The 24,510-nt window shown below is 43.6% G+C and carries 23 protein-coding genes, 2 tRNA genes and 2 rRNA genes; 20 read left to right on the forward strand and 7 right to left on the reverse strand.

Annotated elements, in window-relative coordinates; all coding sequences use genetic code 11:
- Positions 1–47 precede the first annotated feature (47 nt).
- The 6 genes from miaB (at position 48) to L2747_RS09195 (ending at position 6,115) form a co-directional block, all read left to right on the forward strand.
- Entirely contained in the window at positions 48–1,475 is a 1,428-nt protein-coding gene (gene miaB / locus L2747_RS09170) for a tRNA (N6-isopentenyl adenosine(37)-C2)-methylthiotransferase MiaB (RefSeq protein WP_248998734.1), read from the forward strand.
- A 162-nt stretch (positions 1,476–1,637) separates the two neighbouring features.
- Complete coding sequence (locus tag L2747_RS09175) at positions 1,638–2,678, forward strand: PhoH family protein (protein ID WP_248998735.1); 1,041 nt, start codon at positions 1,638–1,640, stop codon at positions 2,676–2,678.
- Complete coding sequence (ybeY, locus tag L2747_RS09180; protein ID WP_248998736.1) at positions 2,671–3,141, forward strand: rRNA maturation RNase YbeY; 471 nt, start codon at positions 2,671–2,673, stop codon at positions 3,139–3,141. Before L2747_RS09175 ends, ybeY begins: the two co-directional genes overlap by 8 nt.
- A 27-nt stretch (positions 3,142–3,168) precedes the next feature.
- Complete coding sequence (gene corC / locus L2747_RS09185; protein WP_248998737.1) at positions 3,169–4,050, forward strand: CNNM family magnesium/cobalt transport protein CorC; 882 nt, start codon at positions 3,169–3,171, stop codon at positions 4,048–4,050.
- 38 nt (positions 4,051–4,088) lie between these two features.
- Positions 4,089–5,624 carry an apolipoprotein N-acyltransferase gene (lnt, locus tag L2747_RS09190; protein WP_248998738.1) on the forward strand — a complete coding sequence of 512 codons (1,536 nt, stop codon included), beginning with the start codon at positions 4,089–4,091 and terminating at the stop codon, positions 5,622–5,624.
- Positions 5,624–6,115 carry a type II secretion system protein gene (locus L2747_RS09195; RefSeq protein WP_283107233.1) on the forward strand — a complete coding sequence of 164 codons (492 nt, stop codon included), beginning with the start codon at positions 5,624–5,626 and terminating at the stop codon, positions 6,113–6,115. Before lnt ends, L2747_RS09195 begins: the two co-directional genes overlap by 1 nt.
- 83 nt (positions 6,116–6,198) lie before the next feature.
- Here the strand turns inward: L2747_RS09195 and L2747_RS09200 are convergent, their stop codons facing one another.
- Positions 6,199–6,699: a zinc ribbon-containing protein gene (locus tag L2747_RS09200; RefSeq protein ID WP_248998739.1), complete on the reverse strand. Its 501-nt coding sequence runs from the start codon at positions 6,697–6,699 to the stop codon at positions 6,199–6,201.
- A gap of 120 nt (positions 6,700–6,819) precedes the next feature.
- Here L2747_RS09200 and leuS point away from each other — a divergent pair, with 120 nt between their 5' ends.
- From leuS to lipA, 14 genes are all read left to right on the forward strand, one after another.
- The gene (gene leuS, locus L2747_RS09205; RefSeq protein WP_248998763.1) at positions 6,820–9,399 is read left to right on the forward strand and encodes a leucine--tRNA ligase; all 2,580 of its coding nucleotides are present in this window, start codon (positions 6,820–6,822) and stop codon (positions 9,397–9,399) included.
- Between the two features lie 33 nt (positions 9,400–9,432).
- On the forward strand, positions 9,433–9,927 hold the full coding sequence (locus tag L2747_RS09210) for an LPS-assembly lipoprotein LptE (RefSeq protein WP_248998740.1): 495 nt from the start codon (positions 9,433–9,435) through the stop codon (positions 9,925–9,927).
- The gene (gene holA / locus L2747_RS09215) at positions 9,927–10,958 is read left to right on the forward strand and encodes a DNA polymerase III subunit delta (RefSeq protein WP_248998741.1); all 1,032 of its coding nucleotides are present in this window, start codon (positions 9,927–9,929) and stop codon (positions 10,956–10,958) included. Before L2747_RS09210 ends, holA begins: the two co-directional genes overlap by 1 nt.
- Positions 10,958–11,605: a nicotinate-nucleotide adenylyltransferase gene (gene nadD / locus L2747_RS09220; RefSeq protein WP_248998742.1), complete on the forward strand. Its 648-nt coding sequence runs from the start codon at positions 10,958–10,960 to the stop codon at positions 11,603–11,605. Before holA ends, nadD begins: the two co-directional genes overlap by 1 nt.
- 105 nt (positions 11,606–11,710) lie before the next feature.
- Positions 11,711–12,040: a ribosome silencing factor gene (gene rsfS / locus L2747_RS09225; protein ID WP_248998743.1), complete on the forward strand. Its 330-nt coding sequence runs from the start codon at positions 11,711–11,713 to the stop codon at positions 12,038–12,040.
- A complete protein-coding gene (rlmH, locus tag L2747_RS09230; protein ID WP_248998744.1) occupies positions 12,040–12,510 on the forward strand; it encodes a 23S rRNA (pseudouridine(1915)-N(3))-methyltransferase RlmH in 471 nt (156 codons plus the stop codon). Before rsfS ends, rlmH begins: the two co-directional genes overlap by 1 nt.
- A gap of 84 nt (positions 12,511–12,594) precedes the next feature.
- Positions 12,595–14,451 (forward strand): penicillin-binding protein 2, encoded by a 1,857-nt coding sequence (mrdA, locus tag L2747_RS09235; protein WP_248998745.1) that lies wholly within the window; start codon positions 12,595–12,597, stop codon positions 14,449–14,451.
- Positions 14,448–15,554: a rod shape-determining protein RodA gene (gene rodA / locus L2747_RS09240; protein WP_248998746.1), complete on the forward strand. Its 1,107-nt coding sequence runs from the start codon at positions 14,448–14,450 to the stop codon at positions 15,552–15,554. The genes mrdA and rodA overlap by 4 nt, the downstream gene beginning before the upstream one ends.
- Positions 15,555–15,652: 98 nt before the next feature.
- Positions 15,653–16,651, forward strand: a complete 999-nt coding sequence (gene mltB / locus L2747_RS09245) for a lytic murein transglycosylase B (protein ID WP_248998747.1) — start codon at positions 15,653–15,655, stop codon at positions 16,649–16,651.
- A complete protein-coding gene (locus L2747_RS09250; RefSeq protein ID WP_248998748.1) occupies positions 16,638–17,420 on the forward strand; it encodes a septal ring lytic transglycosylase RlpA family protein in 783 nt (260 codons plus the stop codon). The genes mltB and L2747_RS09250 overlap by 14 nt, the downstream gene beginning before the upstream one ends.
- Positions 17,421–17,523: 103 nt before the next feature.
- A complete protein-coding gene (locus tag L2747_RS09255) occupies positions 17,524–18,696 on the forward strand; it encodes a serine hydrolase (RefSeq protein WP_248998749.1) in 1,173 nt (390 codons plus the stop codon).
- 273 nt (positions 18,697–18,969) lie between these two features.
- The gene (gene ybeD / locus L2747_RS09260) at positions 18,970–19,236 is read left to right on the forward strand and encodes a DUF493 family protein YbeD (RefSeq protein ID WP_248998750.1); all 267 of its coding nucleotides are present in this window, start codon (positions 18,970–18,972) and stop codon (positions 19,234–19,236) included.
- 94 nt (positions 19,237–19,330) lie between these two features.
- A complete protein-coding gene (lipB, locus tag L2747_RS09265) occupies positions 19,331–19,990 on the forward strand; it encodes a lipoyl(octanoyl) transferase LipB (RefSeq protein ID WP_220780089.1) in 660 nt (219 codons plus the stop codon).
- Positions 19,983–20,948 carry a lipoyl synthase gene (lipA, locus tag L2747_RS09270; protein ID WP_248998751.1) on the forward strand — a complete coding sequence of 322 codons (966 nt, stop codon included), beginning with the start codon at positions 19,983–19,985 and terminating at the stop codon, positions 20,946–20,948. The genes lipB and lipA overlap by 8 nt, the downstream gene beginning before the upstream one ends.
- A 92-nt stretch (positions 20,949–21,040) precedes the next feature.
- On the opposite strand, the gene rimI is transcribed toward lipA, so the two are convergent.
- The 6 genes from rimI to L2747_RS09300 all read right to left on the reverse strand — a co-directional run.
- Positions 21,041–21,478, reverse strand: coding sequence for a ribosomal protein S18-alanine N-acetyltransferase (gene rimI, locus L2747_RS09275; protein WP_248998752.1), 438 nt, complete (start codon positions 21,476–21,478; stop codon positions 21,041–21,043).
- Entirely contained in the window at positions 21,478–21,825 is a 348-nt protein-coding gene (locus L2747_RS09280; RefSeq protein ID WP_248998753.1) for a DNA polymerase III subunit psi, read from the reverse strand. Before L2747_RS09280 ends, rimI begins: the two co-directional genes overlap by 1 nt.
- 180 nt (positions 21,826–22,005) lie before the next feature.
- Positions 22,006–22,082: transfer RNA gene (locus L2747_RS09285), tRNA-Trp, on the reverse strand.
- Between the two features lie 230 nt (positions 22,083–22,312).
- Positions 22,313–22,389 (reverse strand) — tRNA-Trp (locus L2747_RS09290).
- Between the two features lie 1,118 nt (positions 22,390–23,507).
- Positions 23,508–23,623: ribosomal RNA gene (gene rrf / locus L2747_RS09295) — 5S ribosomal RNA — on the reverse strand.
- Between the two features lie 135 nt (positions 23,624–23,758).
- A 23S ribosomal RNA gene (locus tag L2747_RS09300) occupies positions 23,759–24,510 on the reverse strand; the annotation flags it as partial.

Genomic DNA, 24,510 nt, shown 5'->3' on the forward strand with positions numbered 1-24,510 from the left:
TAAAATGTCGCGCTATTTTTTCGGTGCTTCTAGAGTGATACAGACTGATGAGTAAAAAACTCCATATTAAAACTTGGGGCTGTCAAATGAATGAGTATGACTCTTCTAAGATGGCTGATCTTCTTGACGAATACGAAGGTTACACCTTAACAGACGACGCTGAAGAAGCTGACGTACTGCTGCTGAACACTTGTTCTATTCGTGAAAAAGCACAGGAAAAGGTTTTTCATCAGCTAGGGCGCTGGAAAACATTAAAAGATAAAAAGCCAGGACTGATTATCGGGGTTGGTGGTTGTGTTGCTTCGCAAGAAGGTAAAGCAATTAAAGAGCGTGCTCAATGTGTTGACCTTATTTTTGGTCCACAAACTTTGCATCGCCTACCTGAAATGATCGACCAGATCAAAGATGGTAAAAAAGCGGTTATCGATGTGAGCTTCCCTGAAATTGAGAAGTTTGACCGTCTACCAGAGCCCCGCGCTGAAGGGCCAAGTGCATTCGTATCAATTATGGAAGGTTGCAGTAAATACTGCTCGTTCTGTGTTGTACCATACACTCGCGGAGAAGAAGTGAGCCGTCCACTAGACGATATCATTTTAGAAATAGCCCAGTTAGCAGAGCAAGGCGTGCGTGAAGTAAACCTACTAGGTCAAAACGTTAACGCATACCGTGGCGCGACTCATGACGATGAGATCTGTACTTTTGCAGAACTTTTACGTTACGTAGCTGCGATTGATGGTATTGACCGACTGCGCTTTACTACCAGCCACCCAATTGAATTCACTCAAGACATTATTGATGTGTATGAAGACACACCAGAATTGGTGAGCTTTTTACACTTACCAGTGCAGTCTGGTTCAGATTTAATCCTGACGCAAATGAAACGTGGCCATATGGCGATCGAGTATAAATCGATTATTCGTCGCCTACGTAAAGCACGTCCTGATATTTTAATCAGCTCTGACTTTATCATTGGTTTCCCTGGTGAATCTAAGCAAGATTTTGCTGACACTATGAAGCTGATTGAAGACATTCAGTTCGATCACAGCTTTAGTTTTATCTATAGTGCTCGTCCAGGTACGCCTGCTGCAGACTTACCAGATGACGTTAGTTTAGATGAGAAAAAAGAGCGCCTAGCGATTTTGCAAGATCGTATTACTCAACAAGCTATGCGCTACAGCCGTCACATGCTTGGGACTGTGCAACGTATCTTAGTTGAAGGTCCATCGGTTAAAAATCCAATGGAGCTTCGCGGCCGTACTGAAAACAGTCGAGTAGTTAATTTTGAAGGCTTACATGAACATATCGGTAAGTTTGTCGATGTTGAAATCGTAGACGTTTACACCAACTCACTACGTGGCGTATTTATTCGCGGCGAAAATGACATGGATCTACGCCGCAACCTGCGCCCATCAGATATCACAGCTAAATATAAGCAAGATGATGACTTAGGTGTGACTCAATATAAGCCAGCTTGAACGGCTTAAGCCATTATATCGAAATACGCTAAAGGCGGCATCCTGAGATGCCGCTTTTTTCTTCGGTAATGCTCGCTAAAAATACCATTCGCAATTATTGAGTATGGCTCGTAAACTAGCACTATTCGCGTTTAACCAGACCTAGATTAATGGAGTGATTTTTTGTCAAATAAGTTAACCACGCTCAACCTATATTTGGAGCCTGCTGAAACTCGCAGACTCGCGTCGCTTTGTGGCCCGTTTGATGACAACATTAAACAGCTAGAACGTCGTATTGGCGTTGAGATAAGCTACCGTGACAATCACTTTCAAATTGTAGGAGCCCCGCGAAACTGCTTAACTGCAAATAATCTGTTAAAAGATCTTTATATTGAAACTCAGCCGCTAAAAGGCAGTACACCAGATTTAGAGCCTGATGCAGTGCATATTGCGATTCAAGAAGCGATTGCACTGGATATGGAAGCGCCTAGAGATGAAAGCGAACTCTATATAAAGACTAAACGAGGGGTGATTAAACCACGAAACCCCAATCAAAGTGACTATGTACGTAATATTGTTAATCATGATATTACCTTTGGTATCGGCCCTGCTGGCACAGGTAAAACCTACCTAGCCGTTGCTGCCGCAGTTGATGCTCTAGAGCGCCAAGAAGTGCGCCGTATATTACTCACACGCCCAGCGGTAGAAGCCGGTGAGAAACTCGGTTTTTTACCCGGCGACTTAAGCCAAAAAGTGGATCCTTATTTACGTCCACTCTATGACGCCTTATTTGAGATGATGGGATTTGAAAAGGTTGAACGTTTAATTGAACGTAATGTCATTGAAGTCGCACCGCTTGCCTATATGCGCGGTCGTACATTAAATGATGCCTTTATTATTCTCGATGAGAGCCAAAATACCACAGTTGAGCAAATGAAAATGTTCCTGACACGTATTGGTTTTAACTCACGAGCTGTGATCACCGGTGACATTACCCAAATAGATTTACCTAAACATCAAAAGTCTGGCCTACGCCATTCTATTGAAGTCCTTGGCGAAGTGGATGAAATCAGCTTTAACTTCTTCCAAGCTAAAGATGTTGTGCGCCACCCAGTGGTTGCAAGAATTGTCGAAGCTTATGAAGCATTCGAGCTAAAATCACAGTCAAGTAAAGGCAATAAAGATAGCCAATACCAATTACAGGAAACTGCTAACCATGAGTGATAATCAGCCGATTATCGATCTTGATGTTCAAATCGCTGTGGAAGGATTTACACTTCCTTCTTCTACAGAATTGGAACTTTGGGTAAAAACAGCAATCAGAGATACTATGAGTGAGGCCGAGTTGACGATTCGTATCGTCGAAGTCGAAGAAAGCCAATCTCTAAACAGTACATATCGAGGTAAAGATAAACCAACTAATGTGTTATCTTTCCCTTTTGAAGCTCCACCGGGCATTGAACTATCATTATTAGGTGATTTAGTGATTTGTGCGGCGGTAGTAGAGCAAGAAGCTATTGATCAAAATAAACCCCTAATCGCACATTGGGCACACATGGTTGTACATGGTTGTCTCCATCTGCTAGGGTATGATCATATTGAAGATGTTGAGGCTGAAGAGATGGAGTCATTAGAGACCCAACTAATTGAAAGCCTTGGTTATATTAATCCTTACAAGGAGCAATAATTGGCTCATTTGAGCCAGGAAAACACTATGAGTGACGATATCCCACCGAGTACTAACGCCTCTAAGAAGGGCTGGTTAGACAAAGTAAGTCAGTTGTTCCAGGGCGAACCGAAAAATCGCGAAGACTTAGTAGACGTAATTCACGATGCAGAACTGCGTGAAGTGATTAGCGTAGACACTCGCGAAATGATTAAAGGTGTTTTAGAAGTTTCCGATCTACGTGTACGGGATATTATGATCCCACGCGCACAGATTGTGGCTATCCAAATTGACGACACTGTAGAAGAAGTATTATCTACCGTGATAGGTTCAGCACACTCCCGTTTTCCAGTAGTCAATGAAGACAAAGATCATATCGAAGGCATTTTGCTTGCGAAAGATTTGCTTCAGTATGGCTTTAAAAACAACGAGCAGCCATTTGAGTTACGTCAAGTGATTCGACCTGCAGTTGTTGTTCCTGAAAGTAAGCGTGTTGATGTCTTACTAAAAGAATTCCGTTCTCAGCGATACCACATGGCGATAGTCGTCGATGAGTATGGCGGAGTATCTGGTTTGGTAACCATTGAAGATATCCTCGAAGAGATTGTTGGCGATATTGAAGATGAATTTGATCATGACTCTTCTGAAGAGACTGAAATCAAACAAGTTGCTAAACAAGTATATATGGTGAAAGCACTAACGCCTATTGACGACTTCAATGAGGCTTTTGGTACTGAGTTTAGCGACGAAGAGTTCGATACTGTTGGTGGTATGGTGTCCCATGCATTTGGTCATCTACCTGAACGTGACGAAAAAGTCATGATCCAAGATATTGAATTTAAAGTTGTTAGCGCTGATACCCGTCGCTTAATCCAACTACGAGTAAAGTTCCCTGATAACGCTCATGGCAATGATGAGTCGGTTGCTTAGCAACTAAATTAGTTATCACGACCCAATGATGAGGCTGTATGCTGAATAAACTTCGGGCATTAGCCCATCATCCGCGCTCGAAAATGGTGCTAGCCTATGCGGCTGGCGCCACTACTGCGCTCTCTTTTGCTCCTTATTCTATTTGGCCTTTGTACCTTGTAGCATTAGCTTTTGTTGTACATCAAAGTAGTAACTTAACACCTAAACAAGCATTTAAATACTGGTTAGGCTTTGGCTTTGGTTGTTTCTCCGTTGGCATAAGCTGGGTCCATGTCAGTATGGATACCTATGGCGGTATGCCACTTGTCGCCTCTATAGCCTTAATGGCATTACTTGCACTGTATCTAGCACTTTACCCTGCCCTTGCAGGTTATTTGATGCAAAAGCTTGCCCCAAAAACATCGCTACTGCGTAATTTACTGGTATTCCCTGCACTTTGGACAATAACTGAATGGCTACGTGGTTGGGTACTCACCGGTTTTCCTTGGTTGTGGGCTGGTTATAGTCAAACTGAAGGACCATTAAAGCCTATCGCTTCGATGTTTGGCACCTTAGGTTTGAGCTTTATTATTGCTTTACTAGCAGGCGCTTTAGCCATGTTAGCAGTTAAACGCTGGCAAAGTTTAGCCGTAGCAGTGCCAATGTTGGCTACGCTGACGCTGATCGCACCAATGACCTCTCAAGTCGAGCCTAACGGCGAAACCATCAAAGTTGCATTGGTTCAAGGAAACATTCCCCAAAGCATGAAATGGGAGCCAGATGCTCTATGGCCAACTATGCTCAAATATATGGATCTATCACGGCCAGAACTGCTCGAAAGCGACCTCGTGATTTGGCCAGAAGCGGCTATTCCTGCGCCAGAATATATGGTGCAAGACTTTCTCGATAATGCGAATAAAGTTGCTAACTTAAACAATACGGCCATTATTACAGGCATTATTAGCCATCGTGCTAATGATTTTTATAACTCATTAATTGTTTTAGGTAATTACAACTACAAGCAACAATCTGAGGCTGATTATTTAGGTGATGGTAGTAATGAATTTAAAAAGCATCACTTACTTCCAATTGGTGAGTTTGTGCCGCTAGAGTCACTGTTGCGACCTTTAGCACCCTTTTTTAATCTTCCGATGTCATCATTTGCTAGAGGCGACTTTACTCAACCTAACCTCAACGCAGTTGGTCACCAAATATCACCCGCTATTTGTTACGAAATCGCTTTTCCTGAGCAGCTGCGCGCCAATATGAATGACAATACAGACCTGTTAATGACAGTGTCTAATGACGCCTGGTTCGGTACCTCGAATGGTCCATTACAGCATATGGAAATAGCGCAAATGCGCTCAGTAGAGTTAGGTCGCCCATTAGTGCGAGCCACCAATAACGGCGTAACCGCGGTTGTTGATGAGCAAGGCAACATTACCGATAGCCTGCCACAATTTGAGGCTGGTGTATTAGTAGCGGACATTAAACTCATGAAAGGACACACGTTATTTACAACTTTAGGACAATGGCCAGTATTGATATTGAGCTTCTTACTTGCATTTGCCGCATTTATTAGAAGTAAACAATAATGATAAAAACCTCACTGACTAAAGGATTTACGCTGATTGAGTTGGTTGTTGTGATTATTATCCTCGGCATTTTAGCCAGTGTTGCAGCACCTAAATTCATCAATTTATCGAGCGAAGCAAGAAGCGAAGCTATTGAGCAGATTAAAGCCAGTAGCCAAACAGCTAATCAATTTGCCTATGCCAAATCGCAAATACCGGGAACAGCAATAAAACCACATGCCTACCGTAACGATATCGTAGACATCGATCTGGACGGCGATGGTAGCTTTGAAACTCGCTTACTTTCAGGATACGTAGATAACACTCACATTGATAAGCTCCTCGAGCTTGATGATATTTTCATCATTGAAGAGCAAGGAGTGAACTTCACCTATATCGGTTATGATGACGATGATGATAACAAGGTCAGTGACGATCTCTGTTACTTTAGATATCAACAAGCTACAGCTAATAGTTCACCGGTTTATTTAACTGTCAACGATGGTTGCTAAAAGCAACAAAATAGCGACACCCTGAGGTGTCGCTATCGGCGGTTAATTGCAAAACCAAGTAAGATTAACCGTATCGTTCGCAACTATGGCGCTAAAGCTTCTCGGGTAAACTCGTTATTATCGCACTCAGTACAGTCCGATAATATTCCAGGGAACGCCACTTTCGACTCATGTCCGCACGCTGTACATACCATAGTACCTTGGCCAACAATCTCACCACTTTCGTAATAGCCATGATGTTTAAAGTCTTGTGCAACCTCATGCCACTCAACCTGACTACGGTCGGTAATTTCGCTTAACCAGCGCCATAACGTATTTTCTACCGTGATGACGGTTGGGCTGTGGCTTAAATCGTTGGCATTTTGCTCTTGTAAGAAACTAGCAATGTCACGTTTTAAAAATTGTTCGACTAAAGCCAGCTCTTCTTCCTTTGCCTGCTGCTTTATTGCCAAGTATTGTTTACTAGCTTGAACCTGACTATACAAACTCTTTACAGTCAAAGAGTTATCGTCATTGTATTGAGTTTTAATGTGCTCAATTAGTGCTTCATACAGCGAAAGTAATGCGCTACTTTGGTCACTCATGGTAAATACTCCTTCAACGAACCTTTTTAATGACTCACTTCTAGTTTATTCTATGTCGATATAACTCGCGCTGATATAGCGCTAGATCAAACAATGGGCGGCATGGCCGGAAATAGATTGATGCAAGAGCAATATACTCCTTCAGAAATTGAAGCTAAAGTGCAGCAGCACTGGCAAGACACGAAAACATTTGAAGTTACCGAAGACGAAAGCAAAGAAAAGTATTATTGCCTTTCTATGTTCCCGTACCCGTCAGGCCGGCTACACATGGGTCACGTACGTAACTACACCATAGGCGATGTAGTGTCTCGTTACCAACGCCTGCAAGGTAAAAATGTGCTTCAACCTATTGGTTGGGACTCTTTCGGTCTGCCTGCTGAAAACGCTGCTATTAAAAATAGCACCGCGCCTGCACCTTGGACATACGAAAACATTGACTACATGAAGAACCAGCTAAAAATGCTTGGTTTCGGTTATGACTGGTCACGTGAAATTGCTACTTGTACGCCAGAGTACTATCGCTGGGAACAGTGGTTCTTCACTAAGCTTTATGAAAAAGGTCTAGTTTACAAGAAGACCTCTTCAGTTAACTGGTGTCCAAACGACGAAACGGTTCTTGCTAATGAGCAGGTTATCGACGGTTGCTGCTGGCGCTGTGATACCACTGTTGAGCAAAAAGAGATCCCACAGTGGTTCATTAAAATCACTGAGTACGCAGAAGAGCTACTTAACGATATTGACACGTTAGAAGAGTGGCCAGAGCAAGTTAAGACCATGCAGCGTAACTGGATTGGTCGTAGTGAAGGCATCGAGATGACGTTCCAGGTTGCTAACAGCGACCAGAGCTTTGATATCTACACCACTCGCCCTGACACTGTAATGGGCGTGACTTATGTTGCTATTGCTGCTGCCCACCCATTAGCAGAGCAAGCGGCTGCCAATAACCCAGCTTTGGTTGAGTTTATTGAAGAGTGTAAGAACGCTGATACCACTGAAGCTGCTATGGCTGCAATGGAAAAGAAAGGTGTTGCTACAGGTCTTAATGCTATCCACCCAATCACTGGCAAAGAAGTGCCAATTTGGGTAGGTAACTTCGTACTAATGAACTACGGTACTGGCGCAGTGATGTCGGTTCCTGCTCACGACCAACGTGACTACGAGTTTGCTAAAAAGTACGGTCTAAACATCGAAGCCGTTGTTAAGCCAGCTGACGGCGAAGTTGATATTAGCGAAGAAGCATACACAGACAAAGGTGTACTGTTTAACTCTGCTGAGTTTGATGGATTAGATTTCCAAGCTGCATTTGATGCAATCGATGCCAAGCTAACTGCTGAAGGCAAAGGTAAGCGTCAAGTGAACTTCCGTCTACGCGATTGGGGTGTTTCACGTCAGCGTTACTGGGGTGCACCAATTCCAATGGTGACTTTAGCTGATGGCACTGTGATGCCAACCCCTGAAGACCAACTCCCCGTTATTTTGCCTGAAGATGTGGTCATGGATGGTATCCAAAGCCCAATCAAAGCAGATAAAGAGTGGGCTAAGACCACGATTAATGGCCAAGAAGCTTTCCGCGAAACTGATACCTTTGATACCTTTATGGAATCATCTTGGTACTACGCGCGCTACTGTAGCCCACATGCAGATGAAATGCTGGATCCTGCAAAAGCTAACTACTGGTTACCAGTAGATCAGTATATTGGGGGTATCGAGCATGCTTGTATGCACCTATTGTACTTCCGCTTCTTCCATAAGCTACTGCGTGACACAGGCCTAGTGAACTCTAATGAGCCAGCTAAGCGTCTACTAACTCAAGGTATGGTATTGGCAGATGCTTACTACTACAACAATGAGAAAGGCGCACGAGTATGGGTTGCCCCATCAGATGTCACAGTATTAGAAACTGACGACAAAGGCCGTACGGTTAAAGCCGTAGACAGCGATGGCCATGAACTGGTTTACACCGGCATGAGCAAGATGTCTAAGTCTAAAAACAATGGTATCGACCCTCAAGAGATGGTTGATAAGTACGGCGCTGATACCGTTCGTCTATTTATGATGTTTGCTGCACCACCAGAGCTGACACTTGAATGGCAGGAATCTAGCGTTGAAGGTGCACATCGTTTTATTAAGCGTTTGTGGAAAACTGCACACGATCATATTGCTACAGGTCCAACTGCAGAGCTTGACGTTAAGTCACTAAACGCCGCTCAAAAAGAACTACGTCGCGAGCTACATAAGACAATTGCTAAAGTAGGCGATGATATTGAGCGTCGTCAGATGTTCAACACCGCAATTGCATCTGTCATGGAGCTAATGAACCGTCTGCAAAAAGCACCTACAGAAACAGAGCAAGATAAAGCACTTATGCAAGAAGCTTTGAACGCTGTGGTACGTTTGCTTTACCCAATCATTCCACACACTTGTTTTAGTCTTTGGAATGAACTGGGCAACCAAGGCGCAATTGAAGATGTACTTTGGCCTGAAGTTGACGAGTCTGCACTAGTAGAAGACAGCAAGCTAATCATCGTTCAAGTAAACGGTAAACTGCGCGCAAAAATCACTGTTGCTGCTGATGCGAGCAAAGAAGAAGTTGAGGCTGCCGGTATGGCTGAAGAAGGTGTGATTAAACACACCGAAGGCAAAACCGTTCGCAAAGTTATCTACGTACCGGGCAAACTGCTCAACATCGTGGCTAACTAATCCTTCTAAAACAAGGAAGACAAATCAAAGCTTATGCTAATTAAACGCATACTTTTAGCAACCTTGGCACTGAGCGTATTGCTTAGCGCCGGTTGCGGCTTTAGATTACAGGGCAGCTACTCTATTCCAGAGCAGCTGCAAACCTTGAGTCTAAGTAGCCAAGACGAATATAGCGAACTGACACGCTTAGTGCGTGAACGACTTCGCTTAAACAGTATTGCTGTTGTCGCACCTAGCGATGATATTCCCGCACTACGCATTATCAATGACTCTCTAGATCGTTCAACCTTGTCAATCTACCCAACCGGTAATGTTGCAGAGTATGAACTTATCTATCAGGTGAGTTTTGCCGTACAGCTACCAGAGGCTGAATCTCAGCGTTTTGATGTCGCAATCCATCGTGACTATCTTGACGATCCGCGTACCGCTTTAGCAAAAAGCCGTGAAATGGAACTATTGCTAAAAGAGATGCGTATCCAAGCTGCCGACAGAATTGTTCAAACTCTGGCTTCCACCGAGGTTAATTAATGCGGGTCTACCCAGATCAGCTATCGCGTCAACTTGCTCCATTGCCTCAGTGTTGCCTCATATTTGGTGACGATCCGTGGTTATGTGAGCAAAGTCGTGCCGCACTTCATGCTGAAGCCAAACGCCAAGGCTTTGAGGAAAAAATCCAATTAACCCAAGAAACAGGCTTTAGTTGGAACGACCTTTATGAGCAGTGGCAGGCGATGAGCTTATTCTCAAGTCGCCGCATTATTGAATTAACGCTTCCCCAAGCCAAGCCAGGGACTGATGGCAGCGCTATGCTGCAAACATTAATGCAGATGGACAATCCAGACGTATTACTGATCTTAACCGGTCCCAAACTGGCTGCAGAGCAAACAAAGAGTAAATGGTTTAAGAGTCTCGATGCGAAGGGAGTTTATGTTCCTTGTACCACGCCAGAAGGCAGCCAATTTCAACGTTGGCTTGACAACCGTATAAACCACTATGGTTTATCATTGGCCCGCGATCCACGAGAAATGCTGTTTGCTCTTTACGAGGGGAATTTACTGGCTGCTGATCAAGCATTGCAACTATTGCAATTACTCAGTCCAAATGACCCCATTAGCTGTGAGCAACTAGAACAGTACTTTGAAGATCAATCTCGTTTCAGTGTGTTTCAACTGACCGATGCCATGCTCAATAACCAACAAGACAAGGCACAACATATTCTTTCACAACTTAAGAGTGAAGGAGTAGCCATGCCAATTATCTTATGGTCATTGTTTAAAGAGCTAGCGGTATTACTGCAATTAAAAACAGCGTTAAATAATCGTGAATCACTGCAAGGCCTTTGGAGCAAGCTGCGTATTTGGGACAAGCGTAAACCTATTTATCAAAATGCGCTTAATCGCCTTGAGCTAGCCCATATTGAAACTCTTCTCGCTGGTGCTTCGGCTATTGAGCTTAAACTCAAACAACAAGGTATTGAAGATTGGACAGGCTTTAGTCACTTGAGTTTACTGTTTGATCCACGTGCCCACGCTAAGCTTGCGCATATCGTATTAGACTAATGAAAATTGGTATTTTAGGTGGTACATTCGACCCCATTCATTATGGCCATATCCGCCCAGCTAAAGAGATCCAGCGGCAACTCAAACTTGATGAGGTTTGGCTTATGCCAAATCACATCCCCCCTCATAAACAAGGCACTCATGTCACCACACAAAATAGGTTAGCTATGGCTCAGCTTGTTTGTGATGAATTAAGTAATTTTAAATTATGTGATATCGAAGCTAAACGTAATACGCCTTCTTACACCGCGCAAACACTCAGTCAATTAACCAAGCTTCACCCTGAACACCAGTTTTACTTCATCATGGGAATGGACTCATTTCTAAACCTTGAGCAATGGTACCAATGGCAGCAGTTATTTGAACTATGCCATATCGTTGTCTGTAAACGCCCAGGATGGGAACTAACAAATCGCGACCAAAGCTACACGTTATTATCATCTCGCCTAGCCACACTTAAAGCTTCTAAAAATGACCACTCGAATGTGGGTAAGATATTTATGCTGGATGTAACAGAGCAAGATATATCATCAACTGAGATCCGCCAGCAACTTGCACTCGGTAACATTCCCGCATCACTTCCCGAACCTATTCGAAGCTATATTCAGCATAATCAGCTTTATCTGCCTGACAGTCATAGTAATTAACAATAAACCCCACTTAATCGCAGATATTTATAAGTAAGAACTATTAATCTAGATCTGAAATACTGCTATACTATCGCGCTGTCTTAAAATTAATGGGGTACCAGCGTGGAAAGCGCAGAGTTAAAGCAATTTGTAATCGATAAGGTTGAAGACCTTAAAGCTAAAGATATCGTTGTAATGGACGTATCTGAGAAATCAAACATCGCCGATTTTATGGTGGTATGTACTGGTAACTCAAAAACACACGTTAAAGCAATCGCTGAAAACCTAGTGGTTGAAGCTAAGCGTGCAGGCCTGCACATTCTAGGTGTCGAAGGTCGTGAAAGCAGCGAGTGGGTTCTTGTGGACCTAGGCGATGTTATTATGCACGTAATGCAAGATCAAACTCGTGACTTCTACCAACTTGAAAAACTTTGGTCAGAAAAGCCTGAGTAATGAAGATTCAGTTAGTCGCAGTTGGAACCCGCATGCCAGATTGGGTTGAAACAGGTTTCAAAGAATATCAGCGCCGCTTCCCTAGAGACATGGCGCTTGAGTTAATTGAAATCCCCGCTGGCAAACGCGGTAAAAATGCCGATATAGCTCGCATCCTCCAAAAAGAGGGCGAGTTAATGTTGGCAGCGATTCCTAAAGGGAATCATATCGTCAGCTTAGATTTACCTGGTAAAAACCTCACCACACCGCAATTAGCACAACAAATGAATAAGTGGCTACTCGATGGCCGCGATGTTAGTTTGTTAATTGGTGGTCCTGAAGGTTTGTCGCCTGAGTGTAAACAAGCCGCAGCGCAAAGCTGGTGTTTATCAGCCTTAACCCTACCTCATCCTTTGGTACGAGTGATTGTAGCCGAAAGCCTTTATCGTGGCTGGAGCATTAATAATAATCATCCTTACCATAGAGAATAATATCGACACCCTATTAAACTAAACAGACCTTAACAGGATTAGGATATGTGCTTGGCACCCTTTTTTAAGCAGGAGAGAATGTAAGTGTCCCCAAGAAAGCGCATAACCATGAACGACCACGCGGCCGAAGCGTCGCTATTTAAAAGTCGTGCTCTGTTTACGTTTTTATGTGTGTTTATCCTGCTGAGTTTATTGCTGGTTAATCTTTACAACCTGCAAATCACTTCGTTTCAAGACTATGAAACACGCTCTAATGACAACCGTATCCGTGTTGTTCCTGTTGCGCCAAGTCGCGGACTTATTTACGATCGTCATGGTCAATTACTAGCAGAAAACCAGCCATTCTTTTCATTAGAAATGGTGCCAGAAAAAGTTAAAAATGTCAGCGACACTTTAGATGAACTAAGTCAGGTAATTGACTTATCTGCAGATGAAAAAGCTAACGTACTTGACGCACTTAAATATCATCGCCGCTTTAAACCACTGACGATTAAAAATAAACTGACTGAAGAGCAAGTTGCCGAATTCAGTGTTAACCAGCATCGGTTCCCAGGTATTTCTGTTGATGCAGGCTTAAAGCGTCACTATCCATACAATGGTCTAATGACCCATGCGCTTGGTTATGTGGGCAAAATTAATAGTCGAGATCAAGACTCGCTTGTACGCAATAACCTTTGGGCAAACTACGCTGCCACTAAAGATATTGGTAAACAAGGTATCGAGAAGTTTTACGAAAGCATGTTGCTTGGTAAGCCTGGTCACCTTGAAGAAGAGGTCAACAATCGTGGCCGAACTATTCGTATTTTGAAATCTGAGCCGCCAACACCCGGGCAAGATATCTATCTAACATTAGATTTAAAACTGCAGCAAAAAGCGCTGGAGTTACTCAATGGCCGTCGTGGTTCAATTGTGGCAATTGATCCACGTGATGGCGGTATTCTCGCACTAATTTCAAGCCCAACTTATGACCCAAACCAGTTTGTGCATGGCATTAGCAGCAAAGCTTATAGCGAGTTATTGAACTCTAAATCACGCCCACTGATTAACCGCGCCACTCAAGGGCAATATGCACCAGCATCAACAGTAAAACCGCATTTAGCACTATTAGGCTTGGAAAATAAAACCGTTACCGCAAAAACCCGCATTTGGGACCCAGGGTTTTGGCAAATCCCAGGCGTTGAACGTAAATACCGTGACTGGAAACGTTGGGGCCATGGTTGGGTCGATGTGAATAGCGCTATAGTAAGCTCTTGCGATACTTATTTTTACGATCTTGCTTATAAAACAGGGGTCGATGCCATTGCTAACTTTATGCAGCCATTTGGATTTGGTGAGCGTACAGGGGTCGATATTTTTGAAGAATCTGCCGGTATTATGCCGTCGAAAGACTGGAAGCGCCTACGCTATAACCAACCTTGGTATATAGGTGACACTATTTCAGTTGGTATCGGTCAGGGTTACTGGACAACGACCCCACTGCAACTTGCTAATGCAACCGCTATTTTAGCGAATAATGGCCGCCGCTTTGTGCCACATATGCTTAAGTCTATTCAAGATCAAACCGCCAAAATAGACACGCCGCCAGATGAGCTGCCACCCATTGTATTAAAAGATCCAAAAAACTGGGACATCATCAACGAAGCCATGCGTGACACCGCGCATAAATCTCGCTTTACCGACGCACGTTACACTGCAGCAATGAAAACCGGTACTGCACAGGTATTTAGTGTCGCCCAAGGCGAAGAATATGATGCTGACAATATTGATGAACGCCTACGCGATAACGCATTGATTATTGCCTATGCCCCTTACGAAAACCCTAAAATCGTCCTGGCGGTCGTGCTTGAAAACGCCGGTTGGGGTGGCGTAAACGCAGGTCCAGTTGCTCGCGCTTTACTCGACGAGTATTTGTTAAGAGATTCATGGAATAAAACAGAATGAGTGCACACAACTCTCGACCAAACATATGGCAGCGATTACACATAGACTTGCCATTATTGCTTGGCTTATTGGCATTGATGGCCTTCGGTCTAGTGGTTATTTACTCTGCGGGCGGCGAAGATCTTGCGCTAATGGACAGGCAATTATTCCGTATGGGTTTGTCGCTTGTCGTAATGTTTGCCGTTGCCCAAATTAACCCTGAGGTCCTCAGGCGCTGGGCGTTTCCAATTTATATTACCGGCATTATCTTACTCATTGGCGTGCACTTCTTTGGTGAAATAAACAAGGGCGCCCAGCGTTGGTTAAACCTTGGCTTTATGGAGTTTCAACCATCAGAGCTAATGAAACTCGCCTTCCCGATCACTATGGCATGGTATATAAGTAAGTTTCCGTTGCCGCCGAAAAAGCGCTATCTAGCGGGTGCCGGAGTGATCCTACTAGTACCGACACTTTTAATCGCCAAACAGCCCGACTTAGGCACCTCTATCCTCGTTGCCGCTTCAGGGATCTTTGTCCTCTTTTTATCAGGGATGAGCTGGCGTATTGTCGGTAGCTTTATTGGTAGCGTGCTGGCAATGTTACCTGTGCTGTGGTTTTTCTTAATGCATGATTACCAGCGCACTCGAGTACTCACATTGCTTGACCCAGAGAAAGATCCTCTCGGGGCCGGATACCATATTATTCAATCTAAGATTGCCATTGGCTCTGGCGGACTATTTGGTAAAGGCTGGCTGCAAGGTACGCAGTCGCAGCTAGAGTTTTTACCTGAGCGACACACTGACTTTATCTTTGCCGTTATCGGTGAAGAGTTTGGCTTAATAGGCGCTTTACTGCTACTCGCTCTGTACCTTTATATTATAGGTCGAGGTTTGGTTATTGCCTCACGTGCCCAAACCAGTTTTGCACGCTTGCTTGCAGGAAGTATTACATTAACTTTCTTCGTTTATATTTTTGTGAATATTGGTATGGTTTCAGGCCTTTTACCTGTGGTTGGTGTACCTTTACCATTAATCAGTTATGGTGGCACATCGATGCTGACATTGATGGTAGGTTTTGGCATCTTAATGAGTATTCACACTCATCGGCGTTTTATTGATAGATAGCAGCTTGCTATCTGGCCTAGATTTTATTATTGATAGCATTATGGTGCATCGAAGTGCTCTAACCATAATGCCTATCAACCACTAAGGATTGCTAATTGATGACCCTTTTCAAACGTATTTTTGCACCTTTAGCGCTAACATTTCTTTCCTGCTTGGCCACCGCTGCGCCAACCGATAGCGACATTGAAAAACTCAAATCAGAATTCATTAAGACTCAAGCTGAAAAAGGCTTCAATACTGAAGCAACAGCAAGTTTTATTGCTAACGCAGAATACAACCAAGCGGTTATTGATGCGATGACCAAGCCGTGGGAAGCCAAGCCTTGGTACCAGTATTACCCGATATTTTTGACAGAAAAGCGCTTAGAGAAAGGGTTAGCCTTCTGGAACGAGCACGCTAACATCATTGATAAAGCCTCGAAAGAGTTTAACGTCGACCCGCAAATTATTGTCGCTATCATAGGTATCGAAACTTTTTATGGCGGTTACATGGGTAACTACCCTGTAAAAGACGCCCTCTATACCTTAGGTTTCCATTACCCTCCTAGAGCAAAGTTTTTCCGCAGTGAATTTGCCAATTTACAATCTCTAGTAAAAGAAGAGAACTTAGAACTTAATAGCCTTAAAGGCTCTTACGCTGGCGCCATGGGCTTTGGTCAATTTATCCCATCAAGTTATCGCCATTACGCTGTCGACTTTGATAAAGATGGAAGCCGTGATCTACTTAATAGTAAAGCCGACGCCATTGGCAGCGTTGCCAACTATTTTCATCAGCATGGCTGGCAAAAAGATCAACCTGTCACCTTACAATTAACCTTGAATAAAGATTTACCTGATACGGTAAAGACTTGGTCTGGTGAAAAACTACATTACAAGGTTGCCGATATTTTATCGCCAGATGTTGCACTTGCTGAATCTATGGATCTAGATGTGAAACAACCAGCCTTAGTCGTAAAGCTTGAGCAAGCCGATAGTGATGAATATTGGTTAGGTCTTAAAAACTTTTACGTTATTACCCGCTACAACCGCAGCCCGCTTTATGCCATGGCGGTTTACCAGTTTAGCCAGGAATTAAAGAAAGCTTATGCTACGCAGTAATACCCTTATCGCTTTAATATTCACCGCCACATTAGCAGCTTGTTCAAGTGGTGGTCGTTATGATATTGACAACGATAAAGCACCAACATCCGCGCCGGACGTTACTAAGGTTGAAGATGCTCACCCCAAATATGAGCCCTATAGCCGTGGCGGCAACAAAAGCTCTTACACTGTATTAGGCAAAAGCTATCAGGTTATGCCCTCTGGTGAAGGCTACGCAGAAAAAGGAATTGCCTCTTGGTATGGTGCTAAATTTCATGGCCACCTGACATCAAATGGTGAAACCTATGACATGTACTCTATGTCAGCTGCCCATAAGACCTTGCCATTACCGAGCTATGTCAAAGTCACCAACCTTAAAAATGATAAAACCGTTATTGTTCGAGTCAATGACCGCGGCCCATTTCATGAAGATCGAGTGATCGATCTGTCATACGCTGCGGCCCACCGACTCGACATGTTAAAAACCGGCACTGCCAATGTCAGTTTAGAAGTCATTTATATCGCGAATCCTGAATCCGCGGCATTAGCCGAACTCAAGGGCACTGAACTGCACTTTATTCAAGTTGTTGCTTCTTCAAATAAAGCCAGAGTTGAAAGCTTGGCCAAAAGTTTAGAGCAAAAATATAAAGTTAAGACTCGAGTACAAAGTACCAATAACTTGTATCGATTACAGTTAGGCCCTATAGGCCAGCAACAGCTAGCAACTAAACTGACGGAAACCCTGAAACAGGAAGGTTACCCTAATAGTTATCTGCTGACTGAATGAACCAAGATTAATGAACCAACGCTGAATTCCATTGTCGACTAATGTTATACTCGCGGAATTACACTTTCTTCATACCCAAACTATTAAGACGTGCATTATTAATATGAATTTACTGAACAAACCATTGAAAACGCTTTTGCTCGCGAGCTCTGTCGCCGTATTGTCAGCACAAGCCGCCCCAGTCGTCACCCCTAATGCACCAACTGTAGCAGCCAAAGCTTACGTGCTAATGGACTACAACACCGGACAAATCATTGCTGAAGAAAATGCTTACGAGAGCTTAAACCCAGCAAGCTTGACCAAAATGATGACAAGTTACGTTATCGGCCATGAAATCAAAGTCGGTAATATCTCGCCAAGTGACGAAGTGACTATCAGTAAAAATGCATGGTCAAAGAACTTCCCTGACTCATCAAAAATGTTCATTGAAGTCGGTAAAACAGTATCGGTTGAAGAGCTGAACAAAGGCATTATCATCCAATCAGGTAACGATGCTTGTGTTGCTATGGCTGAGCATATTGCAGGCACTGAAGATGGCTTCGTTGATTTGATGAACTCTTGGGCTAAGCAGCTAAATATGCAAGACAGCTACTTTGAAAATAGCCACGGTTTAGATTCTGACAACCACAAAACGACTGCTTACGATATGGCCATTCTTGGCGCAGCGATCATTCGTGACGTGCCAGAAGAATATGCGGTATATAGAGAGAAGTCATTCACTTATAACGGCATCAAGCAATACAACCGTAATGGCTTACTATGGGATAAAAGCTTAAATGTAGACGGTATTAAAACAGGCCACACTTCAGGCGCTGGTTTTAACCTAGTCACCTCAGCAACGAAAGACGGTATGCGTCTTATCTCAGTAGTTATGGGTACCAAGAGCGAAGCTGCTCGTAAAGCTGAAAGTAAAAAACTGCTTAACTATGGTTTCCGCTTCTTTGAAACGGTTACTCCATATTCAGCTGGTGACACTTTCGTTACCCAAAAAATCTGGTATGGCGATCGCGAAACAATTGACCTAGGTGTAGTGACAGATACACCAATCACCATCAGCCGCGGACAAGCTAAAAATCTTCAAGCAAACTTTGAACTAACCAAAGAGCTGAAAGCACCAATTGCTAAAGGCGAAACTGTTGGCCGCATATACTTCCAGTTAAATGGTAAAGATATTGCTCAGTTCCCTCTTGTGACTCTACAAGAAGTCAACGAAGGCAGCTGGTTCAGCCAGTTAATGGATTACTTCAAGCAGATGTTTGCAGGCTGGTTTAGCTAATTAACGTCAATATTTTAAAAGCCACCTTCGGGTGGCTTTTTGCTTCTATAGCAATCAAATTATTTCTAATTGCGAAAGCAATGTCTATACCACCGAAAAAATTCTCCTTGAATTGTGATGCGTTATAACCAGTAACTTGTTATAAAAAAACTAAAAATCATCGATGGTTAAAATCCTTTAATAACCCTGACAATGATCAAATATTTATTTCACTTGGTATTAGGTATAATCGTCACCATATTATGTATTAATGAAATCTTCGAGAGTGAAAAAATGTTAGATACAAAATTTGATGAGTTAATGGAATTCCCAGCATCATTCCCTTTTAAAGTTGTTGGCGATGCTAGCGATACATTAGAAGATCGTGTGGTTGCTGTAGCACAAAGCCTAGCGCCAGGTGACTACGCTCCATCAACTAAAGCGTCAAGTAAAGGCACTTATTATTCAGTGACCATTCGTATTACAGTGACAAGCAAAGATCATATCGAAAAGCTATACACTCAACTTGCTGCAATTGATGGCGTAAAACGCGTACTGTAAATATTACTCATTACTGATAAATGTGATCTAGATTACATTTATCATTTTGACGCGTATAATAGGCCGCACAAATATTTGAGGGGAGAGGTTGCCCTTGTACGACAACGCTTTGCATATTCGCCATTTAGGCAAGCAAGATTACGAATCAGTATGGCACGCGATGCAAAACTATACTGATAACCGTGATGAAAACAGTCAAGATGAGATCTGGATTGTTGAACATAATCCAGTATTTACACAAGGCCAAGCAGGCAAGAGTGAGCACATCCTAAACCCAGGTGATATACCTGTCATTCAGGTTGATAGAGGCGGTCAAGTGACTTACCACGGGCCAGGACAACTTGTTGTCTACCCTCTCCTCGATATTAAGCGTCTAAAAGTCGGTGTACGTCAGCTCGTCACCCACATTGAACAATGTATCGTCAATATGCTCGCGCGTTATCAGGTTGAGGCTTATGCCAAAGCTGATGCCCCTGGTGTGTATGTTGATGAGCGAAAAATAGCATCCTTGGGTCTTAGGATCCGTAAAGGGTGCTCTTTCCATGGATTGGCCCTCAATGTCGATATGGATATGGCGCCATTCCAGCGTATTAACCCATGTGGTTACGCTGGTATGGAAATGATCCAATGCAAACAGCTCGGTGGACCACAAACTGTCGAAGAAGCAGGTCTGCAACTGATTGAAACCCTCAGCCAAGAACTCGGTTTAGAAAAGCTAGTTCACCACCAAGGATTACCAGAGTCATATGAATAGGCCTGAAAGATTACAACCTGGCGTAAAACTTAGAGACGCAGACAAGGTTTCACGCATCCCTATTAAAGTGGTGCCATCTGAACGCGACACCATGTTAAGAAAACCTGACTGGCTTCGTGTTAAGCTGCCGGCTTCAAATCAGCGTATTACTGAGATCAAGCAAGCACTGCGTAAAAATGGCTTACACTCAGTATGTGAAGAGGCTTCATGCCCTAACCTGTCTGAGTGTTTTAACCACGGTACCGCGACATTTATGATTTTGGGTGCCATTTGTACCCGTCGCTGCCCATTCTGTGACGTAGCCCATGGCCGTCCATTAAAGCCTGATGCAGAAGAGCCAAAGAAATTAGCTCAAACCATTAAAGACATGAAGCTAAAGTACGTTGTTATTACTTCAGTTGACCGTGACGATTTACGAGATGGCGGTGCACAGCATTTTGCCGATTGCATCCGTGAAATACGTTTGCTTAACCCAGAGATTAAAATTGAAACTTTGGTTCCAGATTTCCGCGGTCGTATCGATGCAGCACTTGAGATCTTAGCGACTGAGCCACCTGATGTGTTTAATCACAATCTAGAGACTGCGCCAATGCATTACCGCAAAGCGCGTCCAGGTGCTAATTATCAATGGTCACTTGATCTATTGAAGAAATTTAAAGACCGCCACCCAAATATTCCAACCAAATCAGGTTTGATGATGGGTCTAGGCGAAAGCAATGAAGAGATTGCACAAGTACTTCGTGACTTACGCGCTCATAATGTTGAAATGCTTACTTTAGGTCAGTACCTACAGCCATCTAAGTTCCACTTGCCTGTTGAGCGCTATGTATCGCCTGCAGAGTTTGATGAACTAAAAGAACTCGCTGAAAGCATCGGCTTTACCCATGCAGCTTGTGGTCCATTAGTGCGCTCAAGCTATCATGCAGATCTTCAAGCACAGGGCAAAGAAGTTAAATAACACTTTTCTGCTAGAAAATTGATAGATATAAAAATAGCGCCCTTTGGCGCTATTTTTATATCCGCTTCTCAATCAACCCGCCGGTTGACAGTTTAGAGTGGTAACTGCATCAATATCGCATCTTCGCTACCAGTGTCGGTCTTATAATAGCCTTTACGTACACCTGTTGTTTCAAAGCCTAACGCCGCATATAAAGCCCTAGCAGTGGTACCAGATTGCCTCACCTCTAACAGTAATACCTCAGCACCTTTAGCTGTGGCCGCTGCGATAACTCTGCTTAACAAGGCTTTACCAAATCCTTTTCCCTGACAAGCAGGATCAACGCAAATATCCATCAAGGTCGCATCTTCAAATATTTGATGCAAAATCGCGAAGCCACAAAGCGTGTCATCCTCTATCACGCCAAAGCTAGTGTAGAGATGACCAAAACAGCTTCTAATAGTTGCCTCACTCATTGGGTGAGAGTGCGCTCTCGCAGCAACAGCAGCCATTTGCAACGACATGTTATCATCGAGCAATACAAGTGACATTAACTACCCTTTTTAAGCATATAAGCCTGCATATTAGCCCACAGCGCTTTTTTAGCTTCAACGTTAGTTTCTAGCTCATTGATTGGCGCCGAAATTAACCTATCATCGCTTTCTACCGCCTGCTTACCACGCATATCCCAAATAACCTTGGCAGCTGGCTCTGCACGGGCAGCGAAACGACAATGCTCAATATCAACACCGATAAAACTAAGTACGGTCGTAAATAATGGACTATCAACTTCTTTTAGGCGCAAAGGATTAACTAGTATGGTCATAATATCAGCCTGAGGGACAGCTTTTTTCCAGCGGGTAATGCCCATGGCATCGAGGTAAGCATTTTTTTCCATGACAACTCAATCAAAGCAGCGATGATATAGCGAAAGCATAACAGCTAGTTGCTACAGAGTTAACCTGCATCTATTGATAAGATTCAGTCTACAGCACACTCTTATACCAATTAATATAAGGAATTACGGCAAATTGCAGATACGAAAAAGCCGAGCTAATGCTCGGCTTTTTCTGAATTTTGGCAGGGGTGGGGAGATTCGAACTCACAACATCCGGTTTTGGAGACCGGCGCTCTACCAATTGGAGCTACACCCCTGTCGACGAAACGCATTATGCGGAAACTCCCCTTAAAGGTAAAGCTTTTTTTATCTAAAGCGAGTCGACTGTGTTTTTTTCAGACAACAAAGCCAAATGCGACAAGCCACAGTCTGTTAGGTAAAATAGCCTGTTGGATAAATGCCCTAAGCACACAGGCTAAGCTCACCGATTAAAACTGTAAACGACAGATGCAAAAAAGCCGAGCTAGTGCTCGGCTTTTTCTAAATTTGGCAGGGGTGGGGAGATTCGAACTCACAACATCCGGTTTTGGAGACCGGCGCTCTACCAATTGGAGCTACACCCCTGTCGATGAAATGGATTTTGCTAAATATTGAGTAAAAGGTAAAGTACTTTTTTACCAATAACGACCGCCTGCAGGTTTTTCGAGCGCTTAGAGGGTGTTTTAATCACTTTTTGCTGCAAAAGCGAAATAAAGACCACTTACAACACAAGCTGTTGCTATTAGTTAAACACAACATAGATGACCTTAAAGCAGCAACAGCACAAGTCTGTGTGACTTATATTATGACGTCCTCTTACTAACACAAAGCAATGGCAAGTAACTCAATTATGTTTGCTAGCAAGCAATCCTATTCAACAATAAGAAAATAACTAATTGTTCTAACAGTTCAACGGTTATTGTCGAAACGCCCCCATACTTATCATTATAAATGATTTACTCCTTTAACAGCTGATACGGCAAGGTAAGAATGGAGAGCGTAATAGTTCTCTGGTGACGCAGCTAAATTGCACTTTAGCGGCTCAGAGTAACCTAGCCTAATACAGTAGGTTAGAATCACACTCATACAAGCTTAAAAATAATATACACCCTAAATCGACGTAGGAGGTGTCTATTAAGCAGGAGCATATAATCACTATCGGTTTGCATAGTAAACACATGGGGTGAAAGCCCGGCGCTTTGAATACGCAGTATTCAGCCCCTAAGCTTTAAGTGAAGAGTGAACGCAGAGAAGCGGTGACCGCCAGGGATGGCGGAAGTGTCGATATCGTCTGGAACATTTATCAACCGACGTCGACTCTTTACTACTAAGAATGGTATTTATGCCGACTTGAAGTGAAGCCGTCACCTTAACGGCTAGCTGTATTCTATATAAGTTGGCGTTCAGTATTTTAAAATCACCCAAACGCAAAAAAGCCACCTTAATAAGGTGGCTTCTTCACTTAATTTAAAGCCTGGAAATGTCCAGCCTCGAACAAGTTCTCCGCGCTCCATAAGTGCATGAAGCTAAGCTTCATAAACGCACTCACTTCGCCCTACTATTTATTATGCCCTCTGGGTACACATAGTAATGATACATGCTGCGCATGCGCTGTTTATTTCCCATGTTCGAGTAACCTTTCAAAAACTGAACATACAAAAAAGCCCCAACACTTCGTGCTGGGGCTATTTCGTATATTTGGCGCCTGGAAATGACCTACTCTCACATGGGGAGACCCCACACTACCATCGGCGATACTGCGTTTCACTTCTGAGTTCGGAATGGATTCAGGTGGTGCCACAGCTCTATGGTTTCCAGACAAATTTGGTAAATTTAGAAAGCTGGACTCGCGATGCAAGTCTTAAAAAATTGGGTTCACACTACATTAAGTGCTTCATTCTAATTCTGGTTTCTATAAGAAACATAGTTAACTCATAAAACCCATTAGGGTTGTATGGTTAAGCCTCACGAGTCATTAGTACAAGTTAGCTCAACGCCTCACAACGCTTACACACCTTGCCTATCAACGTCCTAGTCTCGAACGGCTCTTTAGAGGAATTAAATTCCTAGGGATGACTCATCTTAGGACTCGCTTCCCGCTTAGATGCTTTCAGCGGTTATCGATTCCGAACGTAGCTACCGGGCAATGCTATTGGCATAACAACCCGAACACCAGCGGTTCGTCCACTCCGGTCCTCTCGTACTAGGAGCAGCTTCCTTCAATCATCCAACGCCCACGGCAGATAGGGACCGAACTGTCTCACGACGTTCTGAACCCAGCTCGCGTACCACTTTAAATGGCGAACAGCCATACCCTTGGGACCGACTTCAGCCCCAGGATGTGATGAGCCGACATCGAGGTGCCAAACACCGCCGTCGATATGAACTCTTGGGCGGTATCAGCCTGTTATCCCCGGAGTACCTTTTATCCGTTGAGCGATGGCCCTTCCATACAGAACCACCGGATCACTATGACCTACTTTCGTACCTGCTCGACGTGTATGTCTCGCAGTTAAGCTGGCTTATGCCATTGCACTAACCGTACGATGTCCGACCGTACTTAGCCAACCTTCGTGCTCCTCCGTTACTCTTTGGGAGGAGACCGCCCCAGTCAAACTACCCACCAGGCACTGTCCCGAACCCCGATTCAGGGGCCGCGGTTAGAACATCAAAACTACAAGGGTGGTATTTCAAGATTGACTCCAC

The sequence above is a fragment of the Shewanella marinintestina genome (assembly GCF_023283845.1).
Lineage (GTDB): Bacteria > Pseudomonadota > Gammaproteobacteria > Enterobacterales > Shewanellaceae > Shewanella > Shewanella marinintestina.